Source organism: Jannaschia marina (genome assembly GCF_013404595.1).
In the GTDB taxonomy this organism is placed as follows: Bacteria; Pseudomonadota; Alphaproteobacteria; order Rhodobacterales; family Rhodobacteraceae; genus Jannaschia; species Jannaschia marina.
Genome location: NZ_JABVAX010000004.1, coordinates 202,593 through 224,473 on the forward strand (window position 1 = coordinate 202,593; position 21,881 = coordinate 224,473).

Annotated in this window: 21 protein-coding genes and 1 tRNA gene; 14 read left to right on the top strand and 8 right to left on the bottom strand. The window is 69.6% G+C overall.

All coding sequences use genetic code 11. The features are described from left to right. Position 1: 1 nt before the first annotated feature. Positions 2-217 carry a sulfurtransferase TusA family protein gene (locus tag HSX43_RS09730; RefSeq protein ID WP_179379929.1) on the bottom strand — a complete coding sequence of 72 codons (216 nt, stop codon included), beginning with the start codon at positions 215-217 and terminating at the stop codon, positions 2-4. An 87-nt stretch (positions 218-304) separates the two neighbouring features. On the opposite strand from HSX43_RS09730, the gene HSX43_RS09735 reads away from it, so the two are divergent. Together HSX43_RS09735 and HSX43_RS09740 are read left to right on the top strand one after the other, a co-directional pair. Further along, on the top strand, positions 305-1,537 hold the full coding sequence (locus HSX43_RS09735) for a hypothetical protein (RefSeq protein WP_179379930.1): 1,233 nt from the start codon (positions 305-307) through the stop codon (positions 1,535-1,537). Next, a complete protein-coding gene (locus HSX43_RS09740; RefSeq protein WP_179379931.1) occupies positions 1,534-2,874 on the top strand; it encodes a cytochrome P450 in 1,341 nt (446 codons plus the stop codon). The genes HSX43_RS09735 and HSX43_RS09740 overlap by 4 nt, the downstream gene beginning before the upstream one ends. A gap of 39 nt (positions 2,875-2,913) precedes the next feature. Here HSX43_RS09740 and gpt read toward each other — a convergent pair whose 3' ends face one another. From gpt to fabI, 4 genes are all read right to left on the bottom strand, one after another. Beyond that, positions 2,914-3,420: a xanthine phosphoribosyltransferase gene (gene gpt, locus HSX43_RS09745; RefSeq protein WP_179379932.1), complete on the bottom strand. Its 507-nt coding sequence runs from the start codon at positions 3,418-3,420 to the stop codon at positions 2,914-2,916. Between the two features lie 66 nt (positions 3,421-3,486). Continuing rightward, entirely contained in the window at positions 3,487-4,101 is a 615-nt protein-coding gene (locus HSX43_RS09750; RefSeq protein WP_328795253.1) for a LysE family translocator, read from the bottom strand. Beyond that, entirely contained in the window at positions 4,098-4,640 is a 543-nt protein-coding gene (locus tag HSX43_RS09755) for a hypothetical protein (protein WP_179379933.1), read from the bottom strand. The genes HSX43_RS09750 and HSX43_RS09755 overlap by 4 nt, the downstream gene beginning before the upstream one ends. Continuing rightward, complete coding sequence (gene fabI, locus HSX43_RS09760; protein ID WP_179379934.1) at positions 4,637-5,452, bottom strand: enoyl-ACP reductase FabI; 816 nt, start codon at positions 5,450-5,452, stop codon at positions 4,637-4,639. The genes HSX43_RS09755 and fabI overlap by 4 nt, the downstream gene beginning before the upstream one ends. A gap of 81 nt (positions 5,453-5,533) precedes the next feature. On the opposite strand from fabI, the gene pdxH reads away from it, so the two are divergent. The 5 genes from pdxH to HSX43_RS09785 all read left to right on the top strand — a co-directional run bounded on the left by pdxH (position 5,534) and on the right by HSX43_RS09785 (position 12,282). After that, a complete protein-coding gene (gene pdxH, locus HSX43_RS09765; protein WP_179379935.1) occupies positions 5,534-6,151 on the top strand; it encodes a pyridoxamine 5'-phosphate oxidase in 618 nt (205 codons plus the stop codon). A gap of 205 nt (positions 6,152-6,356) precedes the next feature. Further along, positions 6,357-6,878, top strand: a complete 522-nt coding sequence (locus HSX43_RS09770; RefSeq protein ID WP_179379936.1) for a cold-shock protein — start codon at positions 6,357-6,359, stop codon at positions 6,876-6,878. Next, positions 6,875-7,363, top strand: a complete 489-nt coding sequence (locus tag HSX43_RS09775) for a DUF192 domain-containing protein (protein ID WP_208454546.1) — start codon at positions 6,875-6,877, stop codon at positions 7,361-7,363. The genes HSX43_RS09770 and HSX43_RS09775 overlap by 4 nt, the downstream gene beginning before the upstream one ends. A gap of 255 nt (positions 7,364-7,618) precedes the next feature. Then, positions 7,619-7,695: transfer RNA gene (locus HSX43_RS09780), tRNA-Pro, on the top strand. A gap of 915 nt (positions 7,696-8,610) precedes the next feature. Then, positions 8,611-12,282 (top strand): vitamin B12-dependent ribonucleotide reductase, encoded by a 3,672-nt coding sequence (locus HSX43_RS09785; protein WP_179379937.1) that lies wholly within the window; start codon positions 8,611-8,613, stop codon positions 12,280-12,282. 345 nt (positions 12,283-12,627) lie between these two features. On the opposite strand, the gene HSX43_RS09790 is transcribed toward HSX43_RS09785, so the two are convergent. From HSX43_RS09790 to miaA, 3 genes are read right to left on the bottom strand one after another with little or no spacing between them, the layout of a single operon-like run. Continuing rightward, positions 12,628-13,473: a DUF1206 domain-containing protein gene (locus tag HSX43_RS09790; RefSeq protein ID WP_235962601.1), complete on the bottom strand. Its 846-nt coding sequence runs from the start codon at positions 13,471-13,473 to the stop codon at positions 12,628-12,630. Between the two features lie 57 nt (positions 13,474-13,530). Continuing rightward, positions 13,531-14,373 carry a helix-turn-helix domain-containing protein gene (locus HSX43_RS09795; RefSeq protein ID WP_179379938.1) on the bottom strand — a complete coding sequence of 281 codons (843 nt, stop codon included), beginning with the start codon at positions 14,371-14,373 and terminating at the stop codon, positions 13,531-13,533. 32 nt (positions 14,374-14,405) lie between these two features. Continuing rightward, positions 14,406-15,296 carry a tRNA (adenosine(37)-N6)-dimethylallyltransferase MiaA gene (miaA, locus tag HSX43_RS09800; RefSeq protein WP_179379939.1) on the bottom strand — a complete coding sequence of 297 codons (891 nt, stop codon included), beginning with the start codon at positions 15,294-15,296 and terminating at the stop codon, positions 14,406-14,408. Positions 15,297-15,406: 110 nt separating this feature from the next. Between miaA and pyrH the strand changes: the two genes are divergently transcribed. The 7 genes from pyrH to rseP all read left to right on the top strand — a co-directional run bounded on the left by pyrH (position 15,407) and on the right by rseP (position 21,797). Then, a complete protein-coding gene (gene pyrH / locus HSX43_RS09805; RefSeq protein WP_179379940.1) occupies positions 15,407-16,141 on the top strand; it encodes a UMP kinase in 735 nt (244 codons plus the stop codon). Next, on the top strand, positions 16,138-16,956 hold the full coding sequence (locus tag HSX43_RS09810) for a hypothetical protein (protein WP_179379941.1): 819 nt from the start codon (positions 16,138-16,140) through the stop codon (positions 16,954-16,956). The genes pyrH and HSX43_RS09810 overlap by 4 nt, the downstream gene beginning before the upstream one ends. 95 nt (positions 16,957-17,051) lie before the next feature. After that, a complete protein-coding gene (gene frr / locus HSX43_RS09815; RefSeq protein WP_179379942.1) occupies positions 17,052-17,609 on the top strand; it encodes a ribosome recycling factor in 558 nt (185 codons plus the stop codon). Positions 17,610-17,668: 59 nt separating this feature from the next. Next, positions 17,669-18,400: a polyprenyl diphosphate synthase gene (gene uppS, locus HSX43_RS09820; RefSeq protein WP_179379943.1), complete on the top strand. Its 732-nt coding sequence runs from the start codon at positions 17,669-17,671 to the stop codon at positions 18,398-18,400. Beyond that, complete coding sequence (locus HSX43_RS09825; protein ID WP_328795256.1) at positions 18,397-19,269, top strand: phosphatidate cytidylyltransferase; 873 nt, start codon at positions 18,397-18,399, stop codon at positions 19,267-19,269. Before uppS ends, HSX43_RS09825 begins: the two co-directional genes overlap by 4 nt. Continuing rightward, on the top strand, positions 19,269-20,432 hold the full coding sequence (gene dxr, locus HSX43_RS09830; protein ID WP_179379944.1) for a 1-deoxy-D-xylulose-5-phosphate reductoisomerase: 1,164 nt from the start codon (positions 19,269-19,271) through the stop codon (positions 20,430-20,432). Before HSX43_RS09825 ends, dxr begins: the two co-directional genes overlap by 1 nt. A gap of 21 nt (positions 20,433-20,453) precedes the next feature. Next, a complete protein-coding gene (rseP, locus tag HSX43_RS09835) occupies positions 20,454-21,797 on the top strand; it encodes an RIP metalloprotease RseP (protein WP_235962602.1) in 1,344 nt (447 codons plus the stop codon). The last annotated feature ends 84 nt before the right edge of the window (positions 21,798-21,881 follow it).

Sequence of the window (21,881 nt, forward strand, 5' to 3'; positions counted from 1 at the left end):
CTCAGCCCTTGCGCAGGGTGAACGCCGTGCCGTCGACGCCGAGGAACGCGTGCCCCGCTTCCGCGCAGAAGTGGGGCACGTCCACATGCGCCGCAGGGTCGTCGGCCAGAAGGCGCACGACGGCCCCCGAGGGCAGCGGCTGCATCCGCTTCTTCACCCGCAGGACGGGCAGGGGGCAGAGAAGCCCCAGTGCATCCACTTCCAGGTCGATCTTCATCGGCTCCCCCATCCTCGCCCTTTCCTTAATCTTGCCCAAGGGTCCTGTCATCCTCGCGCCACCCGTCCGAGAGCCACGAGCGACCAGATGACACAGGAAGTCCACCGCCGGCGCGTGCTCTACATCCCCGGCTACGATCCGTTCCACCCCCGCCGCTACCGCGAACTCTACCGCAAGGAGGGCGCGGCGCAGGCGGCGCTCTCGGGCTATTCCATCGCGCAGGAGAAGGGCGACGGCCCCTATTCCTGGCGCGTGACCGCCGAGATCGAGGGCGCACGTGTCGAGAGCGAGGTCGAGGTGCTCGTCTGGTCCGACATCGTCTCGGGCTCGATGGAGGCGTCGATCCCCGCGACCTACGCCCAGCTCGCCCGCACCGCCTGGACGTATATCGGCTCGGGCGCGCTCTTCCGCCTCATGCGCCTGCGGCAGGGCCCGGTGATCGCCGCGCTCTACCCCATCGTCTTTCTCCTCCTCCAGCTCCTTGCGGCGCTCCTCCTCGGCTGGGCGGCCTATGCGCTCACCGGCTGGGCCGTCTCGGCGCTCTGGCCGCAGGGGCAGGTGACCGGCGCGATCCTCGGGCTTCTCGCCGGCGCGGGCGTCGCCTGGGCCGTCTTGCGGTGGTTCAAGGCGAAGGACGCCAAGGTCTTCGCCCACTACCTGATGCACGACTACGCCTTCTCCGCACGCTGGAAGGGCGCGAACCCGCCCGAGCTGGAGGCCCGCATGGCCGCCTTCGGTGACCGCATCGCCGAGGCGCTCGCCTCCGAGGCCGAAGAAGTCCTGATCGTCGGCCATTCCTCCGGCGCGCATCTCGCCGTCTCCGTCCTGGCCGACATGCTCCGCGCCGGGCGCATCCCCGCGGGGCGCTGCAGTTTCCTGAGCCTCGGCCATGTCGTCCCGATGGTGAGTTTTCTACCGCATGCCAGTCGGTTGCGGGGTGATCTTCATCTGATGGGCGGGCAGGGGACCATCCCCTGGGTCGACGTCACCGCCCCCGGCGACGGCTGTGCCTTCGCCCTCTGCGATCCCGTCGCGGTGACCGGCGTCGCGCCCGAACCGCAGACCGGGCCGCTCGTCCTCTCCGCCGCCTTCACCAAGACGCTGCGCGCTGAGACCTGGGCCGCGCTCAAGCGCCGCTACTTCCGCCTGCATTTTCAGTACCTTTGCGCCTTCGACGACCTGCCCGGGCAGCCGGGCGACTACGACTACTTCCGCGTCACCGCCGGGCCGCTGCGCCTCGCCACGCGCTTCGCGGGCCGCAGGCCCAGCCCCTCCACCAAGCGCGCGCCCGTCAACCGCTTCACGGACAGGACGCCGTGATCCCGCCCAAGCCCCCGTCGCGGCCCGATCACGTGGGCCTCCTCGGCTACGCCCGCCGGTTTCGCGCCGACATCCTGAGCGCGCAGCCCGCGCGGCTCTACCGCGCCTGGATGGCCGAGTTCCGCACGCCCTTCTTCCGCAGCTACATGATGAACGACCCGGAGCTGCTCGACCTCGTGCTCAAGACCCGTCCCGACGACTTCCCCAAGTCCGACCGAGTGCGCGAGGGGCTGGCCCCGCTCCTCGGGCGCTCGGTCTTCGTCACGAACGGCGACGAGTGGAAGCGCCAACGCCGCATCATCGACCCGGCCTTCGCCGGCGGGCGCCTGCGCGACGCCTTCCCGGGGATGCGCGACGCGGCCGAGGCGATGGTCGCGCGGCTCGATCCGGGCGAGCACGAGATCGAGGAGGTGGCGAGCTACGCCGCCGCCGACGTCATCTTCCGCACGCTCTTCTCGGTGCCGATCACCGATGCGCTGGCGAGCCAGGTCTTCCGCGAGTTCCGCGCCTACCAGCGCACGCAGCCGCTCCTGAACCTCGCCGCCCTGATCCCGCTGCCCCGCTGGATCCCGCGTCCCCACCGGCGCGCGACGCGGCAGGCCGCCCGGTCCATCCGCGACGCCCTCTCCGCCCTCGTCGACCGGCGCGCGGAGGAGATCGCGGCGGGCACCGCGCCCGACGACCTCGCTACCAAGATCATGACCTATCCCGACCCCGAGACGGGCCACCGCTTCTCGCCCGCGGAAATGGTCGATCAGGTCGCCATCTTCTTCCTCGCGGGCCACGAGACCAGCGCCTCGGCGCTCGCCTGGGGGCTCTACCTGCTGGCCACGCACCCGGGTGCACAGGCCCGCGTCGCCGCCGAGGCGCCGGCGGACTGGCCGGGCCTCGCCTTCTCCGACCTGTCGAAACTGCCCTTCACCCGCGACGTCTTCCGCGAGACGCTGCGCCTCTATCCCCCCGTCCCGATGATGGTGCGCGAGACGACCGGCCCAGAGACGTTCCGCGGCCGCGCCGCGCCCCTCGGGGCGCAGCTCGTCCTCAGCCCCTGGCACCTGCACCGGCACGAACGCCTCTGGGAGCGGCCCGATCACTTCGACCCCGACCGCTGGCAAGGGGAGGCCGCGAAGGAAAGCGCGCGCCGGGCCTACATGCCCTTCAGCGCCGGCCCCCGCGTCTGTACCGGCGCGGGCTTCGCCATGGCCGAGGGCGTGCTGCTGCTCGCGCGCCTGATCGCCGCCTTCGAGGTCGCGCCCGTCGGCCCGCCGCCGGTGCCCGTCGCCCACCTCACCGTGCGCGCGAAAGACGGCATCCGCCTGCGCCTCACACGCCGCTGAGGCCCGTGCCCCTGACCCGAAATACGCAGGCCAGACGCTTCAATCCTTGCCGCGGTAGGGCTCCACGTACTGCAGCGCCATGTCCCAGGGGAAGAAGATCCAGGTGTCCTGGCTCACCCCGGTGATGAAGGTGTCGACCATCGGCTCGCCCTTGGGCTTGGCGTAGACCGTCGCGAAATGCGCCTTCGGATAGAGCGCGCGCACGACCTCCAGCGTCTTGCCCGAGTCGACCAGATCGTCGAGCACGAGGATGCCGGTTCCATCGCCCACCATCTCCGGGTCGGGCTTCGAGAGCACCTGTGCGTCCCCCTGGGTCTGGTGGTCGTAGGACTTGATCGAGATCGTGTCGACGAGGCGCACGCCCAGCTCCCGCGCCACGATCATCGCCGGGGCCATGCCGCCCCGCGTGATCGCCACGATGGCCTTCCACGCGCCGCCCTCGCCGGGGCCGCGTCCGTCGAGCCGCCAGGCCAGCGCGCGGCTGTCGCGGTGGATCTGGTCCCAGCTGATGTGGAAGCCTTTTTCGTGGGGCAGTTGGGTCGACATGGGGGCGGTCTCCGGCGCTGTTTGGCGCAGGCTAGACCATGGCCCGCGCCCCCGGGTCAAGGAGCCTCACCCCCAGATCAGAAGGCGCAGCCCGAGGATCGCCAGCACGACGGCCATGGCTCGCATGATCCGCGGCTTCATCGCCAGATAGCGCGCCCGCACCGACGGCCGGTTCAGCAGGACCGCGAGCGTGCCGTAGACCAGCACCTCCAGCAGGATGTGGTTCACCGTGATTACGGCCATCGCGGCCGCCGACAGCCCCGGCGGAAAGATCACGAGGAGGACGCCCGCGGCGAAGAGGATGCTCTTCGGGTTGGCGAGGTTCAGTGCCGCGCCCTGCAGGAAGGCGCGACGCCCCGAGGGCAGGGGCACCTCGGTCACCGGCGTCTCCGCGTCTCGCCAGGTCAGCACCGCGAAGAGGAGGACGAGCGCCGCGCCCCCGAGCCGCATCGCCGTGTAGGCCCCGGGCACCGCGGCAAAGAGCGCGTCGAGCCCCAGAAGCGCCGCCAGCGTCCAGAGCCCCGCCACCACGGCGAGCCCCGCCCCCGTCAGCACGCCCGCGCGCACGCCGCCCTGCAGGCTCGCGCGGGTGCAGATCAGGAAGGCGGGGCCGGGGGCCGCGACGGCGAAGAAGAGGGCGAGGTTGAAGGCGAGCAGGTGGCCGGGCTCAAGCACGCTCACCGCGTCAGGTCGAAGCGCGAGACGAGCCGCGCTGCTCCGCGCTCCGGGTCGTAGAGCGTGATGACCTGCAGGGCGGTCGCCGATCCCGGCCCCGTCAGCAGGAGACGCCCGTCGATCGTCCCGCTGCGCCCGTCGGGGAAGTCGCGCGTGAAGTCGAGGTCGAAGGCCGGCACGTCCGCCGCGGCGCAGCCGGAGATGTCGGCGATCCGCGTGTCTGCCAGCGTGTCGGTCAGGACCGGGGGCAGGGGGCCGAGCATGGCCGTGCCGGTTGCCGGCGTGAGCCGGACTTCCGCCGTTCCGCCGGGAAACGGGATGCGCAGGGCCGCGCCCCGCTCGCCGTCCCGCGCGATGGTCGCCAGCGCCGTGCCGCCGTCCCCGAGCTCTTCCACGACCGCGCCGTCGCGCATCGCGAACTCCGGTGTCAGCCGCGCCGCCCAGTCGCCCGAAAGCGTCTCGAGCGCCGCGTCGGGCGTCATTCCGCAGACCTCCGCCGCGGCCGGCGCAGCGAACGCCAGCAGCAGGAGCGTCGCGCGGATCACCCGTCCTTCTTCTCGAGCGTCATGTCGGGCGCGTCCACATTCTTCATGCCGACGACGTGATAGCCCGCGTCGACGTGGTGGATCGTACCCGTGACCGCCGAGGACAGATCCGACAGCAGATACATCGCCGACTGGCCCACTTCGTCGGTCGTGACCGTGCGGCGGAGCGGCGAGTTGTATTCGTTCCACTTCAGGATGTAGCGGAAATCGCCGATGCCGGAGGCGGCGAGCGTCTTGATCGTGCCCGCGCTGATCGCGTTCACCCGGATGCCGTCGCGGCCCAGATCCTCGGCGAGGTACTGCACCGAGGATTCCAGCGCCGCCTTGGCGAGCCCCATGACGTTGTAATGCGGCATGACCTTCTCGGCCCCGTAGTAGGACAGCGTGAGCGCCGAGCCGCCCTCGGTCATCATCTTCTCCGCCCTCTGCATCACGGCGGTGAAGGAATAGACCGAGATGTTCATCGTCATCAGGAAATTGTCGAGCGAGGTGTCGAGGTAGCGCCCGCGCAGCTCGTTCTTGTCGGAGAAGCCGATCGCGTGGACCACGAAGTCGAGCCGGTCCCACCGCTCGCGCAGGGCCTCGAACATCGCGTCGATCGACGCCCCCTCGGAGACGTCGCAGGGGATCACGATGTCCGAGCCGAGGCTCTCGGCGAGCGGTCCGACCCGCTTCTTGAGCGCCTCGCCCTGATAGCTGAAGGCGAGCTCCGCGCCCTGTGCGGCGCAGGCCTTGGCGATGCCCCAGGCGATGGATTTATCGTTGGCCAGCCCCATGATGAGCCCGCGCTTGCCTGCCATGAGATCGGTCATGGGTTCCTCCGACTTGCCTTGGCAACGGCTTTAGGCGAAAGGCGAATAGGCGGCAAGCATTGCACTCGGAAGGGGTGGGGCATGGGCGAAAGAGGCGACGGGATCTTCGCGGGCGACGACCCGGTGGCCATCGCCGCGCGCTGGCTCGAGGACGCGACCGCGACCGAACCCGAGGATCCGAACGCCATCGCGCTTGCCACGGTCGATGCCGACGGCCTGCCGAACGTGCGTATGGTTCTCCTCAAGGAGATCGAGGTCGGGACCGGGGGCTTCGTCTTCTACACGAATTTCGACGGCAAGAAGGGGCAGGAGCTGGCGGCGAACCCGCAGGCCGCCTTCGTGATGCACTGGAAGAGCCTGCGCCGGCAGGTCCGCGTGCGCGGCCCGGTGGAGCGCGTTGAGGCGGCGCAGGCCGATGCCTACTACGCCTCGCGTTCGCTGCAGTCGCGCCTCGGGGCCTGGGCGTCGGAGCAGTCGCGTCCGCTCGAGAGCCGGGCCGTGCTCATGGCGAAGGTCGCGAAGATGACAGCGACCAAGGGGCCGAACCCGCCGCGCCCGCCGCATTGGGGCGGCTTCCGCATCCGCCCCGTCGAGATCGAGCTCTGGGCCGACGGCGCGTTCCGGTTGCACGACCGTTTCCGATTCACCCGGGCGGTCGACGGAGACGAAGGCTGGCACAGGGTCAGGCTCAATCCGTAGAACATCGGCGGAAATCCGCCGATGACGATTTTCGCCGCTCCGCAGAATTGGCTGTCAGGAGGCCATGACATCAAAGGTTTACATTGGAAATTGATGGTTCGTCAGGACGTCGCGACCGCAAGGCCCCCCTTGTCACGCGATCGCGGTGCTTGAACCCTAGGGCCGAGGGTCGGTATCGGCCTAATCTCGACCTAAAGACTATGAAATGAGACGGCGCGTGTTGCCAGAGGCTCAACAAAGAATCACAGGCACGGTGAAATGGTTCGATGCGACCCGCGGGTTCGGGTTTGTCGTCGCCGAAGGACTGGACCGTGACATTCTTCTCCACGCGAACGTGCTGCGCGCGTTCGGACAAAGCTCGGTCGCCGACGGCAGCCGCGTCGTCGTGAATTTCCAGACCAGCGAGCGCGGTCTTCAGGCCGTGGAGGTCCTCGAGATCGAGGCTCCCGAGCTCGCGACCGACGGCGTCCTTCCCGAATACCTGCAGCCCGCGCCCGAAGGGGCACCCTATCTGCCGGCGCGGGTGAAGTGGTTCGACAAGGGCAAGGGCTTCGGCTTCGTCAACATCTTCGGCAAATCCGAGGACGTCTTCGTTCACATCGAGGTGTTGCGCCGCTTCGGCCTTGCCGACCTCATGCCGGGCGAGGCAGTCTGCATCCGCGTGCTCGAGGGCGGGCGGGGACTGTTGGCGGTCGAGGTGCGGCGTTGGGAATATCACATCGATTGATCGGGGCCGCAGCGGCCGCCGTTACCGCGCTCCTTCTGGTCGCGCCGACCGCCTCGGCCCGCACGCTCGCTTCCGGCTGCAGCGCCGATGCGGTGGACGTGCGCGGTGATTTCGGCACGGTCCGCTTCTCCGTCGAGCTCGCCCGCACCCCGCAGGAGCAGGCGCGCGGACTGATGTTCCGCGAGAACCTGCCGCGCATGGCGGGGATGCTCTTCGTCTATCCGCGCGAGTCGGGCAACGTGGCCTTCTGGATGCGCAATACGCTCATTCCGCTCGATATGATCTTCGTCGACGGGACGGGGACGATCGTACGCATCCACGAAAACGCCGTCCCGCTCGACGAGACGCCCATTCCGGCGGGCGCGCCGACCCTTGCCGTGCTGGAGATCAACGGCGGCCTCTCCGCGACCCTCGGCCTCGACCCCGGCGACGAGCTGCGCAGCCCCGCGCTCCCCCAGGACACCGCCGCCTGGCCCTGCTCCTGAAGGGCGGCGCACCAGCCTACACGCCGTCCCCCTAGATCCCGCGCACCGTCCTCCGCCCCCGCAAACCGTCATCCTCGGGCTTGACCCGAGGATCTAAAGCCGCACGGCGCGACGGAGGGAGATGTTAGGGTCGAGCCCGACCATGACAGAGCCCAGAGGGCATCCCTCCGCCTCCGCACACCGTCATCCTCGACCATGACCCGACCCGCGGGTGTCTTCCCTCCCCTGCGCGGGCCTGCTATGCGCGCGTCAGGTCGGGGTGTGGCGCAGTCTGGTAGCGCACCTGTTTTGGGTACAGGGGGTCGTGAGTTCGAATCTCGCCGCCCCGACCAAGCGATTGTTTCGGCCAAGCCGAAATCAATCGCCCCCTCCACTGTCACGACATATCGACATCGCACCGGCGATGTCGGGCGACGCGGTACGGTCGCACCCGTGGAAGATGCGGCTCGTTTCGGCCAAGCCGAAATCAATCGCCCCCTCCACTGTCACGACATATCGACATCGCACCGGCGATGTCGGGCGACGCGGTACGGTCGCACCCGTGGAAGATGCGGCTCGTTTCGGCCAAGCCGAAATCAATCGCCCCCTCCACACGCGACACACACCGACATCGCGCCCCGCCATGTCGGGCTATGCGATCCGGCCGCACCCGCGGGCCATCCGGCCTGTTTCGGCCAGGCCGAACTCAATCGTTCCCTTTCCGCTGCCGGAGCGCATCGCGCGGCAGAATACCCCCCGACTCGCGCCGGACCGATTCCCCTCCAGGCCCCTACATGTGGTGTGCGGCGAGCGGTCACTCCCCTACCACGGGTGGGGAGACCGGGTGAAGAACCTGTGGAGAAGCCTGTATGAGCGGTGCCGTTGCGCGCGGGCCACGCCGCGCTCCACGGGCCCTACGGGAGGCCGCAAACCGGGCAAACCGCATCAAAACAGGGCTCCGGCGAAGGTGACGTACGCCCCCCGAATCTGGCCCGTCGTCGGCAGCTGCGGGTCAAGCGAAGAGTTTGCGACAAAACCCGGTTATCAACATTGACCGGACCGGATCGGCGCAGCTATTGGTATGGGCGGCGACAACGAACACCACATCTAGTGGCGTCATCGCCGGTCGGGCAGCAGCCGTCAGCCGTTTTCCTCGCCTCGCGCAAGCGGGTGCGACGCCGGGAGACATGTGCGGCGCGTGCAGGTGCCGACGGGACATCGAACAGGGGCCTCGAGGGAGCGCCCGAACACAGCAGGGGGAAGACATCATGCGGCTCGAGCGGAAATTCACCGAGGCCGGGCAGGACGCCTACGCGGCGCTCGCCTTCACCACCACCACGTCGGAGATCCGCAATCCGGACGGCACGGTGGTCTTCAAGCTCGACGCCGTCGAGGTGCCCGAGGGCTGGAGCCAGGTCGCCTCGGACGTCATCGCCCAGAAGTACTTCCGCAAGGCCGGCGTTCCCGCGGCCCTGAAGCGCGTCAAGGAGAAGGGCGTGCCCGAGTTCCTCTGGCGCTCGGTGCCCGACGAGGCCGCGCTCGCCAAGCTGCCCGAGGACGCGCGCTTCGGCGGCGAGACCTCCTCGCGTCAGGTCTTCGACCGTCTGGCCGGGGCCTGGGCCTACTGGGGCTGGAAGGGCGGCTACTTCACGACCGAGGCGGATGCTCGCACCTACTTCGACGAGATGCGCGTGATGCTCGCCCGCCAGATGGCCGCGCCGAACTCGCCGCAGTGGTTCAACACCGGCCTGCACTGGGCCTACGGCATCGACGGCCCCGCGCAGGGCCACCACTACGTCGACCCGGCGACCGGCAAGCTGACCCGCTCCAAATCTTCCTACGAGCACCCGCAGCCCCATGCCTGCTTCATCCAGTCCGTCCAGGACGACCTGGTGAACGACGGCGGCATCATGGACCTCTGGGTCCGCGAGGCGCGGCTCTTCAAGTACGGCTCGGGCACCGGCACGAACTTCAGCCACCTGCGCGGCGAGGGCGAGGCCCTGTCCGGCGGCGGCAAGTCGTCGGGCCTGATGGGCTTCCTCAAGATCGGTGACCGCGCCGCGGGTGCCATCAAGTCGGGCGGCACCACGCGCCGCGCGGCCAAGATGGTCATCGTCGACATGGACCACCCGGACATCGAGCAATTCATCGACTGGAAGGTCATCGAGGAGCAGAAGGTTGCGGCCCTCGTCGCCGGCTCCAAGACGCACGAGGCCGAGCTCAACAAGGTCATGGCCGCGATCACGGCCTGGGACGGCACGCTCGACGACGCGACTGACCCGGCCAAGAACGACGCGCTCAAGTCCGCGATCCGCGCCGCCAAGAAGCAGATGATCCCCGAGGCCTACATCATGCGCGTGCTGCAATACGCACGACAGGGCTACGAGAGCATCGAGTTTCCGACCTACGACACCGACTGGGACAGCGAGGCCTACAACTCCGTCTCGGGCCAGAACTCCAACAACTCCGTGCGTGTGACCAACGCCTTCCTGCACGCCGTCGAGAAGGACGCCGATTGGGAGCTGATCAACCGCACGAACGGCAAGGTCGCGAGCACCGTCAAGGCCCGCGCGCTCTGGGAGAAGGTCGGCCACGCCGCCTGGGCCTGCGCCGATCCGGGCATCCAGTTCCACGACACCGTCAACGACTGGCACACCTGCCCCGAAGACGGGCAGATCCGCGGCTCGAACCCCTGCTCGGAGTACATGTTCCTCGACGACACCGCCTGCAACCTCGCGTCGATGAACCTGCTGAAGTTCCTGCGGGACGACGGCACCTTCGACCACGAGGGCTACATCCACGCCGCGCGCTTCTGGACGGTGACGCTCGAAATCTCGGTCGCCATGGCGCAGTTCCCCTCGAAGGAGATCGCGCGGCGCTCCTACGACTTCCGGACGCTGGGCCTCGGCTATGCCAACATCGGCGGCCTGCTGATGAACCTCGGCCACAGCTACGACTCGCGCGAGGGCCGGGCCCTCTGCGGGGCGCTGACGGCGGTGATGACGGGCGTGTCCTATGCCACCTCGGCCGAGATGGCGGGTGAGCTCGGGGCCTTCCCGGGCTACGCGAAGAACGCCGAGCACATGCTCCGCGTGATGCGCAACCACCGCACGGCGGCGCTCGGCAAGACCGACGGCTACGAGAAGCTCGCCGTGAAGCCCGTCGCGCTCGACATCGCGGGCTGCCCCGACGCGCGGCTCACCGACCTCGCCGCCCAGATCTGGGACGAGGCCGTCACCCTCGGCGAGAAGCACGGCTACCGCAACGCACAGTCGACCGTCATCGCGCCCACGGGCACGATCGGCCTCGTCATGGATTGCGACACCACCGGCATCGAGCCCGACTTCGCGCTCGTGAAGTTCAAGAAGCTCGCCGGCGGCGGCTACTTCAAGATCATCAACCAGTCGGTGCCCGCCGCCCTGCGCACGCTGGGCTACGGCGAGGCGCAGATCGGCGAGATCGTGAGCTACGCCGTGGGCCACGGCTCCCTCGGGAACGCGCCGGGCATCAACCACACCTCGCTCATCGGGCACGGCTTCGGCCAGGCGGAGATCGACAAGATCGAGGCCGCGCTGCCCTCGGCCTTTGACATCCGCTTCGTCTTCAACCAGTGGACGCTGGGCGAGGAGTTCTGCACCCAGACCCTCGGCATCCCGGCGGAGAAGCTGAACGACCCGACGTTCGACCTCCTGCGTCACCTGGGCTTCGCCAAGGCCGACATCGACGCCGCGAACGACCACGTCTGCGGCACGATGACCCTCGAAGGGGCGCCCGCGCTCAAGGACGAGCATCTGCCCGTCTTCGATTGCGCCAACCCCTGCGGCAAGAAGGGCAAGCGCTTCCTCTCGGTCGAGAGCCACATCCACATGATGGCGGCCGCGCAGAGCTTCATCTCGGGCGCGATCTCCAAGACGATCAACATGCCGAACTCGGCCACGATCGAGGATTGCCAGAAGGCCTACGAGTTGTCGTGGTCCCTCGGGGTGAAGGCGAACGCCCTCTACCGCGACGGCTCCAAGCTCAGCCAGCCGCTCGCCGCCGCCCTCGTGGAGGACGACGACGAGGCCGCCGAGGTGCTCGAGAGCGGGGCCCCCGCCGCCAAGGCGCAGGTCCTGGCCGAGAAGGTGATCGAGAAGGTCGTCGTCAAGGAGCTGATCCGCTCGCACCGCGAGAAGATGCCCGAGCGCCGCAAGGGCTACACCCAGAAGGCGGTCGTCGGTGGCCACAAGGTCTACCTGCGGACGGGCGAATACGCCGACGGCAACCTGGGTGAAATCTTCATCGACATGCACAAGGAAGGCGCGGGCTTCCGGGCGATGATGAACAACTTCGCCATCGCGGTCTCCGTCGGCCTGCAGTACGGCGTGCCGCTCGAGGAATTCGTCGACGCCTTCACCTTCACCAAGTTCGAGCCCGCGGGCATGGTGCAGGGCAACGACTCGATCAAGAACGCCACCTCGGTGCTCGACTACATCTTCCGGGAGCTGGCGGTGAGCTACCTCGACCGGGAGGATCTGGCCCACGTCAAGCCGCAGGGTGCCACCTTCGACAGCATCGGTGAGGCCGAGACGGGCGAGGGCGAGGACGGCAACCTCGGCGCGGTCGGTGCTTCGGCGGCCACCAAGTCGCTGGAGGTCATCAAGTCGGTCACCTCCTCGGGCTACCTGCGCAAGCGCCTGCCCGAAGACCTCGTGGCGCTCCGCGGCGGCATGGATCAGGTCGCCGCCGAACTCGCCGCGACGGGCACGGCCACGCTGACGGCCACGGTCACCGAGACGACCACGGCGACGACCACCTCCACGGGGATGGACGCGCGCACGAAGGCCAAGATGCAGGGCTACGAGGGCGAGGCCTGCGGCGAATGCGGCAACTACACGCTGGTGCGCAACGGCACCTGCATGAAGTGCAACACCTGCGGGGGAACCTCGGGCTGTAGCTGAGCGAAGGGGTACGGCGCGGAACCGGCGGCGCGCGCGAGCGGGCCACCCGGTCAGAACCGTCGGGCAGGGGAGGGGTCGCGGCTTGCCGCGGCCCTTTTCTCGTTGTCCGGGGAACCGGAGGGTCGGGCCACACGCCCGATGGGAGGAGAACCGGCGCCGCACCGTGCCATCGGTGGACGGGTCCGCAACGGGGGTGAAGACCCCCGCGATCCTGGGCCCGGATGCCATCCCGGGCCGATGCCGGCGGGTCGGATCTGACCCGTCGTTTCCGTCTTGTCGCGACGGGAGGGGTTTTCGGGCGGAGCGGTTAACGAAGTCTTTGCGCGGGCGCGCTGCGGGCGGTGGTCACATCTCTTGCCGCAGGCGGTCATGCCCGCGGCGCACCGCCGCCGCCAGCGTCTCGAAGCCGTCGCCCGCGACGCGCGGCACGATGCGGTAGGCGGCGTTGACGAAGCAGAAGAAGGCGAAGCCGAGAAGCCCGAGGCAGACGACCACGACGAGCGCCTTGCCGAAGGGCTGCTCGTCGAGGAACTCGAAGGCGCGCTCGACGCCGCCCGTCCCGCCGGCGTGCCCGCTCAGGCCCGCGCCGATCAGAAACCCGCCGATCAGCCCGATGACGATGGCCTGCGCAACGACCCCGCCGCGCAGGGCCCAGTCCCAGTTCCGGGTGAAGACGTTCGACATCAGGTGTTCGCGATAGGTGGCCCGCGCCCCCTTCGCCACGTAGTATAGCCCGGCCCCGAGGGTCAGCGCCCCGGCACCGAGCACCACGATCCAGCCCATCGGCAGCGCGAGGACGCGGGCCACGAAGGCCGGGATCCCGCCGCCCTGACCGCCGCTGCCGAACATCACGAGCGCCGCCACGCCCGCGACGACGCCGTGGATTGCGCCCGTCACGACCATTCCGCAGCGCGCGATCATCCCCTTGAGGTCGGAGCCGTAGCATTCGAGGTCGTTCCAGGCGTCGACCCATCGCCAGAGGCCATAGGCCGCCATGCCGACGACGATCAGCCCGAGCGCGATCAGGCCCGCCGCGCTCTCCGAGAGGACTTCCATCGTTGCGGTCGTCCCCTGCGCCGCGCCGCCGTTCCAGATCGCGAAGAGCGAGATGCCGGCCACGGCAAGATAGGTCAGGCCCCGTCCCGCATATCCCATCCGCATGACGGGCACCGTCCATCCGAGTTCCGCCAAAATCGCGCCTTTCCAGTAGGATCGAAGTCAAACCCGCGCGGCGTGGCCGGGGTTCCCTCAGGCGCGCGCGACCCGACGGGCCTCGGCGCGGAAGGCGCTCGGCGTCTGCCCGGTCTCGCGCCCGAAGGCGCGCGTGAAATAGGCGGCGGAGGAGAAGCCGAGCGCGCCCGCGATCGTCGCCGCGCTGTCGTCGGTATCGGCCAGCCGCCGCCGCGCCTCGTGCATCAGCCGGGCCTGCATGTAGGCCGCCGCCGTCAGGCCCGCGGTCTCCTTGAGCGTGCGCGTCAGGTGGGTCGGGGTGACGCCGATCTCCGCCCCGATCTCCTCGAGCGTGGCTCCGGTGCCGAGCCGCTCCTCCACCGCCCGGGCGAAGCGCGCGGCGACCTGCGCGGGGCGCGGCAGACGGGTCGCGGGCTGCGTCGCGACGAGACGTTCGATCAGGGCCGACAGCAGGATGACGCGCCCGAGCGCCGCCCGCCCGAGCGCCGGCTCGCTCAGGTCGCCGTGACGGCTCAGCCGGTCGATCAGGCCCGCGAGTTCCCCCTGCGCGGCGACGTCCGACACCTTCAGGAGGCGCGGCCGGTCGGGCAGGGGCGCCTCGAAGAGCGGCGGCAGGCGGACGAGCGTGCCTTCGGTCATCGCGCCGGGGTCGAGGGCGAAAGGTGTCTCGGGCGGCAGGCAGATCGCCGTTGCCGGCCCGAAGCCGCGCGTGCGCCCGAGCACCGTGAGCCGGCCCTGGCCGCGCGGGATCCAGATGAGCACGGCGAGGCGCTCCGTATGGGGCATCCCGCGCCGCCATTTGCCGTGGCGGATCAGGGGCGTGACCATCTCGAAGGAGAGCCCGGCCAGGCGGTCGGCCTCCGACAGGTCCCGCGATTCGAAGAGGCGGATACGCGACATGGCCCGAGGGGACCACGGGCCGGGGCACGCTGTCAAAGCAGGCGTGCGATCTCCGCACCGGCGACCGGCGTCCAGCCCCGCATCCGGGCGCGAAACCACGTCCGCTGGCGCTTGGCGTAGCGGCGGGTGGCGACGATGGCGGCCGCGCGCGCCTCGGCAAGGGTGATCTCGCCGCGAAGATGGGCGATCAGCTCCGGCGCGCCGATCGCCTGCGCGGCGTTCAGGCTCGCGTCCCACTTCGGCAGCACCGCGCGCGCCTCCTCCAGCGCGCCCCCGGCCAGCATCCCGTCGAAGCGTCGCTCGATCCGGGGGGTGAGCCAGTCCTTCGGCGCGTCCACGACGAGCGGCGTGACCGTGTCGAGCGGCAGGAGGGGGGCGGGCGTCTCCGCCTGCCACGCGCGGATCGAGCGGCCAGTATGGCGCGCCACCTCCCAGGCGCGCAGCACGCGCATCGGGTTCCGCAGGTCGATGTCGGCGCGCACCTCCGCGTGGAGCTCCGCCCCGAGCGCATCGAGGCCGATGGCCGCGAGCCGCGCCTCGGCCTCGGCCCGGACCTCGGGCGGCGTCGCCGGGATCTCGGCCAGGCCCTCCGTCAGCGCGCGGAAGTAGAGGCCCGTTCCGCCCACGACGATGGGGCGGGGGCCCGACAGCAGCGGCGCGACGTCGCGCAGCCAGTCGCCCACCGAATAGGCCGTCGTCCAGCCGACGTGACCGTAGAGCGCGTGGGGCGTGCGCGCCTCTTCCCCGGGTGACGGCCGCGCGGTGAGGCTGCGCCAGTCGGCGAAGACCTGCAGCGCATCGGCGTTCAGGATGCGGCCACCCCCCGTCTCGGCGATCCTGAGCGCCAGCGCCGACTTGCCCGACGCGGTCGGCCCGGCGATCAGGACGGGGCGGTCTTCGGGTATCTTGTCAATTTCGATCAAGGGGTTGCGCGCCGTTCTTCAGGTATGGGTGCCCGCGGGTCAATGCGGTTGCCCGTTCCCGCCTAATCCGCCATACCCGGCATCGCAACGGACATGAGGGGATTTCGAGGATGCAGGATCAGGAGACCGGCGGCGCGATCCCCCTGAAGCGCGTGATGCTCAAGATTTCCGGCGAGGCGCTCATGGGGCCGCAGGGCTTCGGCCTGCACCCGCCGACCGTGGAGCGCATCGCCAAGGAGGTGAAGTCGGTCCACGACACCGGCGTCGAGATCTGCATGGTCATCGGCGGCGGCAACATCTTCCGCGGGCTGCAGGGCTCGGCGCAGGGGATGGAGCGGACCACGGCGGACTACATGGGGATGCTCGCCACGGTGATGAACGCGCTTGCCATGCAGGGCGCGCTCGAGGCGCAGGGCATCCACACGCGGGTCATCTCGGCCATTCCGATGGATCAGGTCTGCGAGCCCTACATCCGCCGCCGCGCGGTGCGCCACCTCGAAAAGAAGCGCGTGGTGATCTTCGCCGCCGGGACCGGCAATCCCTATTTCACCACCGACACCGCCGCCACGCTGCGCGCCTCCGAGATGTCCTGCGGGGCGATCTTCAAGGGCACGAAGGTCGACGGCGTCTACGACAAGGACCCGGCGCAGCATGACGACGCCGTGCGTTACGACACGATCACCTACGACGAGGTGCTGCAGAAGCACCTGAAGGTCATGGATGCCTCGGCCATCGCGCTCGCCCGCGAGAACGGGTTGCCGATCATCGTCTTCTCGCTCGATGCGGAGGGGGGCTTCCGTTCCATACTCGACGGCTCGGGCACCTGCACGCGCGTCGAGGGGTGATCCGGGCCGCCGCTCTCCTCTGCCTGTTGGCCGCGCCGGCCGCGGCTCAGGACGCGGGCGTCATGGCGGCGCTCGGGCCCCACGGGTGCACGCTCTCGGCGGACGCGGGCCGCGCGGCGGTCGCCACGGGGCTCAAGGCCGAGGCCGTGACCGACGCGGTCAAGGCTGGCCTCGACGCGGTCACGGCCACGCGGCAGGGCGATTGGGTCGTCTTCGACGCCGCGGTCTGCACGATCACCCTGCCGGAGATCGAAAGCGCCTACGACGTCACCTCGCCCGAGATCCTGGCGATCACGAGCGACATCGACGCCTATGCCGAGACCGGCGACCGCGGCTGCTTCCTGCAGGAGGCGGCGACGATGTTCGACACGCTGGCCGGCGGCGGGCGCGGGGACGGCTTCGACGCCTACATCCGCTTCATCGGCGCGGGCCTCATCCGGGGCGACCTGCGGTTCTACGGCCCGTCTCCGCTCCGCACGCCCCCGAGTTTTCAGGTCGTAAGCGGGGCCTGCGCGGAGGTCGGCAACATCAATGCAATCGCGCGGAGCCATGACGTGCTGGCCGAGGGGTTCGGCGGCTATGTTCGCAAACTCGGTGCGGAGACGGCGTGCGATGGCTCGTTCGGCAGCGCCACGCCGATGATGTTCGCGGGCGAGATGCAGGGGGCCGCGCCCGACGGCACCGTGCCGGACGACGCGGAGATCAACGCCTGGCTCTGGTTCGAGTTCGACCTGATCGCCATGGCGGCCGGGTGGCACGACGGCATGACCGGCACCGAGAAGGGCACGCCGCGCCCGCCGCTCTGCCACCACTGAGGGCCCGGTCCGCCTGCACGAGAGCTGCACCGCAACGGCTTTCCACCTTCGCGATCGCCCGCTATACCCCCGCCAAAGCCTGCGGGAGACAAGACATGGCCGACGATTTCGACCTCGACACCAACGACCTTGAGCGCCGGATGGAGGGCGCGATGTCGAACCTGCGCACGGAGTTCGGCAGCCTGCGCACCGGCCGTGCCTCGGCCTCGATGCTGGAGCCGGTCATGGTCGACGCCTACGGCAGCCCGACGCCGGTCAACCAGGTCGGCACCGTGAATGTGCCCGAGCCGCGGATGGTGACCGTCAACGTCTGGGACAAGAGCCTCGTCGGCAAGGTCGAGAAGGCGATCCGCGAGAGCGGCCTCGGCATCAATCCGCAACTCAACGGCACGATCATCATGCTGCCGATCCCCGAGCTCAACGAGGAGCGCCGCCGGGAACTCGGCAAGGTCGCCGGGCAATATGCCGAAGGGGCCCGCGTCGCCGTGCGCAACGTGCGCCGCGACGGCATGGACCAGATCAAGAAGGCCGACGGCCTGGCCGAGGACGAGGCCAAGATGTGGGAGCAGGAGGTCCAGGAGATGACCAACACCTACATCAAGAAGATCGACAAGGCACTGGAAGACAAACAGGCCGAAATCATGCAAGTCTAACCGTGTGGAGCGGTGAAGGACGGGTCGGCACAGGTCCGCCGGACGTGAGGAGAGCAGCCATGGCAGCAGAACTGAAACCGAAGGACGGGACGGGGCCGCGCCACGTCGCCTTCATCATGGACGGCAACGGCCGCTGGGCGCAGATGCGCGGACGGCCGCGCCTTCTGGGGCACCGCGCCGGCGCGCGGCGGGTGCGCGAGATCGTGGAGGCCTGCCCCGACCTCGGGGTCGAATACTGCACGGTCTTCGCCTTCTCGACGGAGAACTGGAAGCGCACGCAGGCCGAGGTCTCGGGCCTGATGTCGCTCTTCCGTCGCTACATCCAGACCGAGGCGCAGACGCTTCTCGAGCAGGGAACGCGCGTGCGCTTCATCGGCGACCGCGTGCGGCTCGACAAGAAGCTGCGCGGGCTGATGGACATGATCGAGGCGCTGACGGCGCACAACACCCGCTGCAACCTGACGATCGCGATCAACTACGGTGGCCGCGACGAGGTGGCACGCGCGACCAAGCGGCTGGCGTGGGACGTGGCCGAGGGCCGGCTCGACCCCGAGGCGATCACCGACGAGACGCTGCCGCGCTATCTCGACACCCATGTCCTGCCGGACCCCGACCTCGTCATCCGCACGTCGGGCGAGGCGCGGATCTCCAACTTCCTGCTCTGGCAGTCGGCCTATGCGGAATACGAGTTCGTCGACACGCTCTGGCCCGACTTCACCCGCGAGACGCTGGAGGAGATCCTCGGTCGCTTCGGCGGGCGCGAGCGCCGGTTCGGCGGGGTCAAGGCGTGAACGAACGGCCCGAGGCCGGAACCGGGGAGGAGGAGGAACCGCCTCTCTTCGATTTCGCCATCGAGCCGCCCATCGAGCCGCAAGTCGCGGGCCGTTTCCAGGATCTCGCGCCGCGCCTGGCCACCGCCGCCGTTCTCTTCGTCGTGGGCGGCGTCGCGATCTGGCTCGGCGGCGTCTGGTTCGTCGCGCTGATCGCGGTCATCACCGGCGTGATGATCTGGGAGCTCGTGACCATGGCGCAGGCCGGGGCGAAGCGGGCGAACTTCCTCGGCGGCGTGGGGGCGGCGGCGATCGTGCTGGCGAACCTTCTGCCGGTGGGCTTCGGCCTGCCGCTCCTGCTGATGGTGCCGATGGCGGCGGTCGCGGTGATCCGCAAGCGCCGGCGCATGATCGTGGGTTTCTCAGCGGCGATCGTGCTCGCCGGGCTCAGCCTGACGCAGCACCTGACGCAATTCGGCCTCGTCTGGATGCTCTGGCTCATCCTCGTCGTCGTCGCCTCTGATGTGGCGGGCTATTTCGCCGGGCGGACGCTCGGCGGGCCGAAGTTCTGGCCCCGGATCTCGCCCAAGAAGACCTGGTCCGGCACGATCGCGGGCTGGCTCGGAGCCGGTCTGATCGGCTGGATCTGGGTCGTCTGGCAGGACGCGGGCTGGGAAACGATCGGCATCTCGATCGCCCTCGCCATGATGGCGCAGATGGGCGACATCGCGGAATCGGCGGTGAAGCGGAAATGCGGCGTGAAGGACAGCTCGAACCTCCTGCCGGGGCACGGCGGGCTCTTCGACCGGTTCGACGCGATGCTGGGCGCGGCGCTGATGCTTCTGGTGATCGAGAGCCTGTCCGAGTTTCCGCCGATCCCGGGGGTCTGATGCGGCGGATTTCGGTCTTCGGCGCCACCGGGTCGGTCGGACAGAACACGCTCGACCTCGTGGAGCCCGGCGCGGTCGACGTCGTCGCGCTGACGGGCGGCGGCAACGTGGCGCAGCTCGCGCGTGATGCGATACGCTTCGGGGCGGAGGTGGCGGTGACGGCCCACGACGACCGGCTCGACGATCTGCGCGCGGCCCTCGCCGGCAGCGGCGTGGAGGCGGCGGCGGGGGAGGCGGCCCTCGCCGAGGCGGCGGATCGGCCCGCCGACTGGGTGATGAGCGCCATCGTGGGCGCGGCGGGCCTCGTGCCCGGCCTGCGGGCGCTGCGCCACGGCTCCACGCTCGCCCTCGCCAACAAGGAGAGCCTCGTCTGTGCGGGCCCGCTCCTCATGGCCGTGGCCGCGCGCCACGGGGCCCGCATCCTGCCGGTCGACAGCGAGCATTCGGCCGTCTTCCAGGCGCTTGCGGGCGAGGACCCGGCGAGCGTCGAGAAGGTCGTCATCACCGCGTCGGGGGGCGGCCTGCGGGACGTTCCGCTCGACGCGCTGCGCGACGCGACGCCCGAGCAGGCGGGCACCCATCCCAACTGGAACATGGGGCAGCGGATCACGATCGATTCCGCCTCGATGTTCAACAAGGCGATGGAGTTGATCGAGACGAAGGAGTTCTTCGGCTTCGCCCCCGACAAGATCGAGGCGATCATCCATCCCCAAAGCCTGATCCACGCGCTCGTGCAATTCAACGACGGGGCGCTCATGGCGCATCTGGGCGCGCCCGACATGCGCCATGCGATCGGCTACGCGCTCAACTGGCCCGCGCGCGCGCCGCTGCCGGTGGCGCGGCTCGACCTGGCCGAGGTGGCGCGGCTCGATTTCCGGGCACCGGACCTCGAACGGTTTCCCGCGCTCGATCTGGCGCAGGTGGTGATGGACCGGGGCGGCCTCTCGGGCGCGGTCTTCAATGCGGCCAAGGAGGCGGCGCTCGACCTCTTCATCGACCGTCGCATCCGCTTCACCGACATGGCGGTGCTCGTGAAACGCGTTCTTGATCGGCTCGAGGGGCAGGGATGCCTTGATGCTGACACCTTGACCCTCGATATGGTGCTGCAAACCGACGCCCTGGCCCGGCGGACGGCGCATGCGCTCGCGCCGGACCTGACCTGAGCCCCCGAAGAAGGATCGCAGATGGCAGACCTCGCAAATATGTTCGGCGGCTTCGCCTGGATGATCCTGGCCTTCGTGGTGGCGCTGTCGATCATCGTGGCGATCCACGAATACGGCCACTACATCGTCGGCCGCTGGTGCGGGATCAAGGCGGACGTCTTCTCGATCGGCTTCGGCCCGGTGCTCGCGTCCAAGGTCGACCGGCACGGCACCCGCTGGCAGGTCGCGGCACTTCCCCTGGGCGGCTACGTCAAGTTTCGGGGCGACGCCAACGCGGCCTCGGTCGGCGACGACGGCACGGTTTCGGAGATGAGCGCCTCCGAACGCGCCGAGACGATGACCGGGGCCGCGCTCTGGCGGCGCTCGGCGACGGTGGCGGCGGGGCCGGTCTTCAACTTCATCCTGTCGTTCTTCCTCTTCGCGGGCATGGCGCTCATCCTCGGCCGTGCGGCCGAGACGCCGACGGTCGGTACGGCCGTTCCGTTGCCGGCGGAGATGCAGACGCTGGAGCCGGGCGATGTGATCCTGGCGATCGAGGGCACCGAGGTCGAGAGCATCGCGGCGATCGGGGCGATGCTGGAGGATCTGCCGTCGGAGCCGCTTCTGAGCTATACCGTCGAGCGCGACGGCGCGGTCACCCAGGTCGAGGCGATCGCGCCCGTGCCGGCCCGCGCCGCGACGGTGCAGCCGCGCTCGGCCGCCTGGGACATCGGGATGCGCCCGGGCGATGTGATCCTGACGGCCGACGGCGCGCCGCTCCATTCCTTCGCCGACCTGCAGGCGGCCGTCGCGGCCGTGGGCGAGGGGACGGTCGCGCTCGAGGTCTGGCGGGCGGACGGCGGGGCGGGCGAGCGGCTCGAGTTCGCGTTGCAGCCGCGCATCCGCGACGTGCCGCTGCCCGACGGCGGCTTCGAGACGCGGGCGCTGATAGGCATCACCTCGAGCCTCGCCTTCGAGGCGGCGACCGAACGCGCCGGCCCGGTCGAGGCGATCACCTTCGGCGCGGAGCGGGTCTGGACGATCCTGTCGCGCTCGATCTCGACGCTGGGCTACATCGCGACGGGGCAGATCAGCACCTGCAACATGTCGGGGCCGATCGGCATCGCGCAGACGAGCGCGGTGGCGGCGAGCCATGGCCTGTCGAGCTTCGTCAGCTTCATCGCGCTCCTCTCGGCCGGGGTGGGGCTCCTGAACCTCTTTCCGATCCCGGTGCTCGACGGCGGGCACCTCGTCTTCCACGCCTACGAGGCCGTGCGCGGCAAGCCGCCGTCGGACGGCGCTGTGCGGGTCTTCATGACGATGGGTCTCGCGCTGATGGCGGCGCTGATGCTCTTCGTGGTCTTCAACGATGTGACCTGCGTCTGACGCGGACGCGCGCCGCCGCAACAGAATCGCCCCGGCTTCGCCCCATTTGGGGCACATTCCGGGGGCAGGAAGGCAACGAGCAAT

Bases quoted from the DNA above. Each gene is read 5' to 3' on its own strand.
- gpt (WP_179379932.1), bottom strand. From the start codon at position 3,420: ATGTCGACCCAACTGCCCCACGAAAAAGGCTTCCACATCAGCTGGGAC.
- HSX43_RS09730 (WP_179379929.1), bottom strand. From the start codon at position 217: ATGAAGATCGACCTGGAAGTGGATGCACTGGGGCTTCTCTGCCCCCTG.
- dxr (WP_179379944.1), top strand. From the start codon at position 19,269: ATGCGGCGGATTTCGGTCTTCGGCGCCACCGGGTCGGTCGGACAGAAC.
- HSX43_RS09735 (WP_179379930.1), top strand. From the start codon at position 305: ATGACACAGGAAGTCCACCGCCGGCGCGTGCTCTACATCCCCGGCTAC.
- pdxH (WP_179379935.1), top strand. From the start codon at position 5,534: ATGGGCGAAAGAGGCGACGGGATCTTCGCGGGCGACGACCCGGTGGCC.
- fabI (WP_179379934.1), bottom strand. From the start codon at position 5,452: ATGACCGATCTCATGGCAGGCAAGCGCGGGCTCATCATGGGGCTGGCC.
- HSX43_RS09795 (WP_179379938.1), bottom strand. From the start codon at position 14,373: ATGTCGCGTATCCGCCTCTTCGAATCGCGGGACCTGTCGGAGGCCGAC.
- HSX43_RS09770 (WP_179379936.1), top strand. From the start codon at position 6,357: ATGAGACGGCGCGTGTTGCCAGAGGCTCAACAAAGAATCACAGGCACG.
- pyrH (WP_179379940.1), top strand. From the start codon at position 15,407: ATGCAGGATCAGGAGACCGGCGGCGCGATCCCCCTGAAGCGCGTGATG.
- rseP (WP_235962602.1), top strand. From the start codon at position 20,454: ATGGCAGACCTCGCAAATATGTTCGGCGGCTTCGCCTGGATGATCCTG.
- uppS (WP_179379943.1), top strand. From the start codon at position 17,669: ATGGCAGCAGAACTGAAACCGAAGGACGGGACGGGGCCGCGCCACGTC.
- frr (WP_179379942.1), top strand. From the start codon at position 17,052: ATGGCCGACGATTTCGACCTCGACACCAACGACCTTGAGCGCCGGATG.
- HSX43_RS09785 (WP_179379937.1), top strand. From the start codon at position 8,611: ATGCGGCTCGAGCGGAAATTCACCGAGGCCGGGCAGGACGCCTACGCG.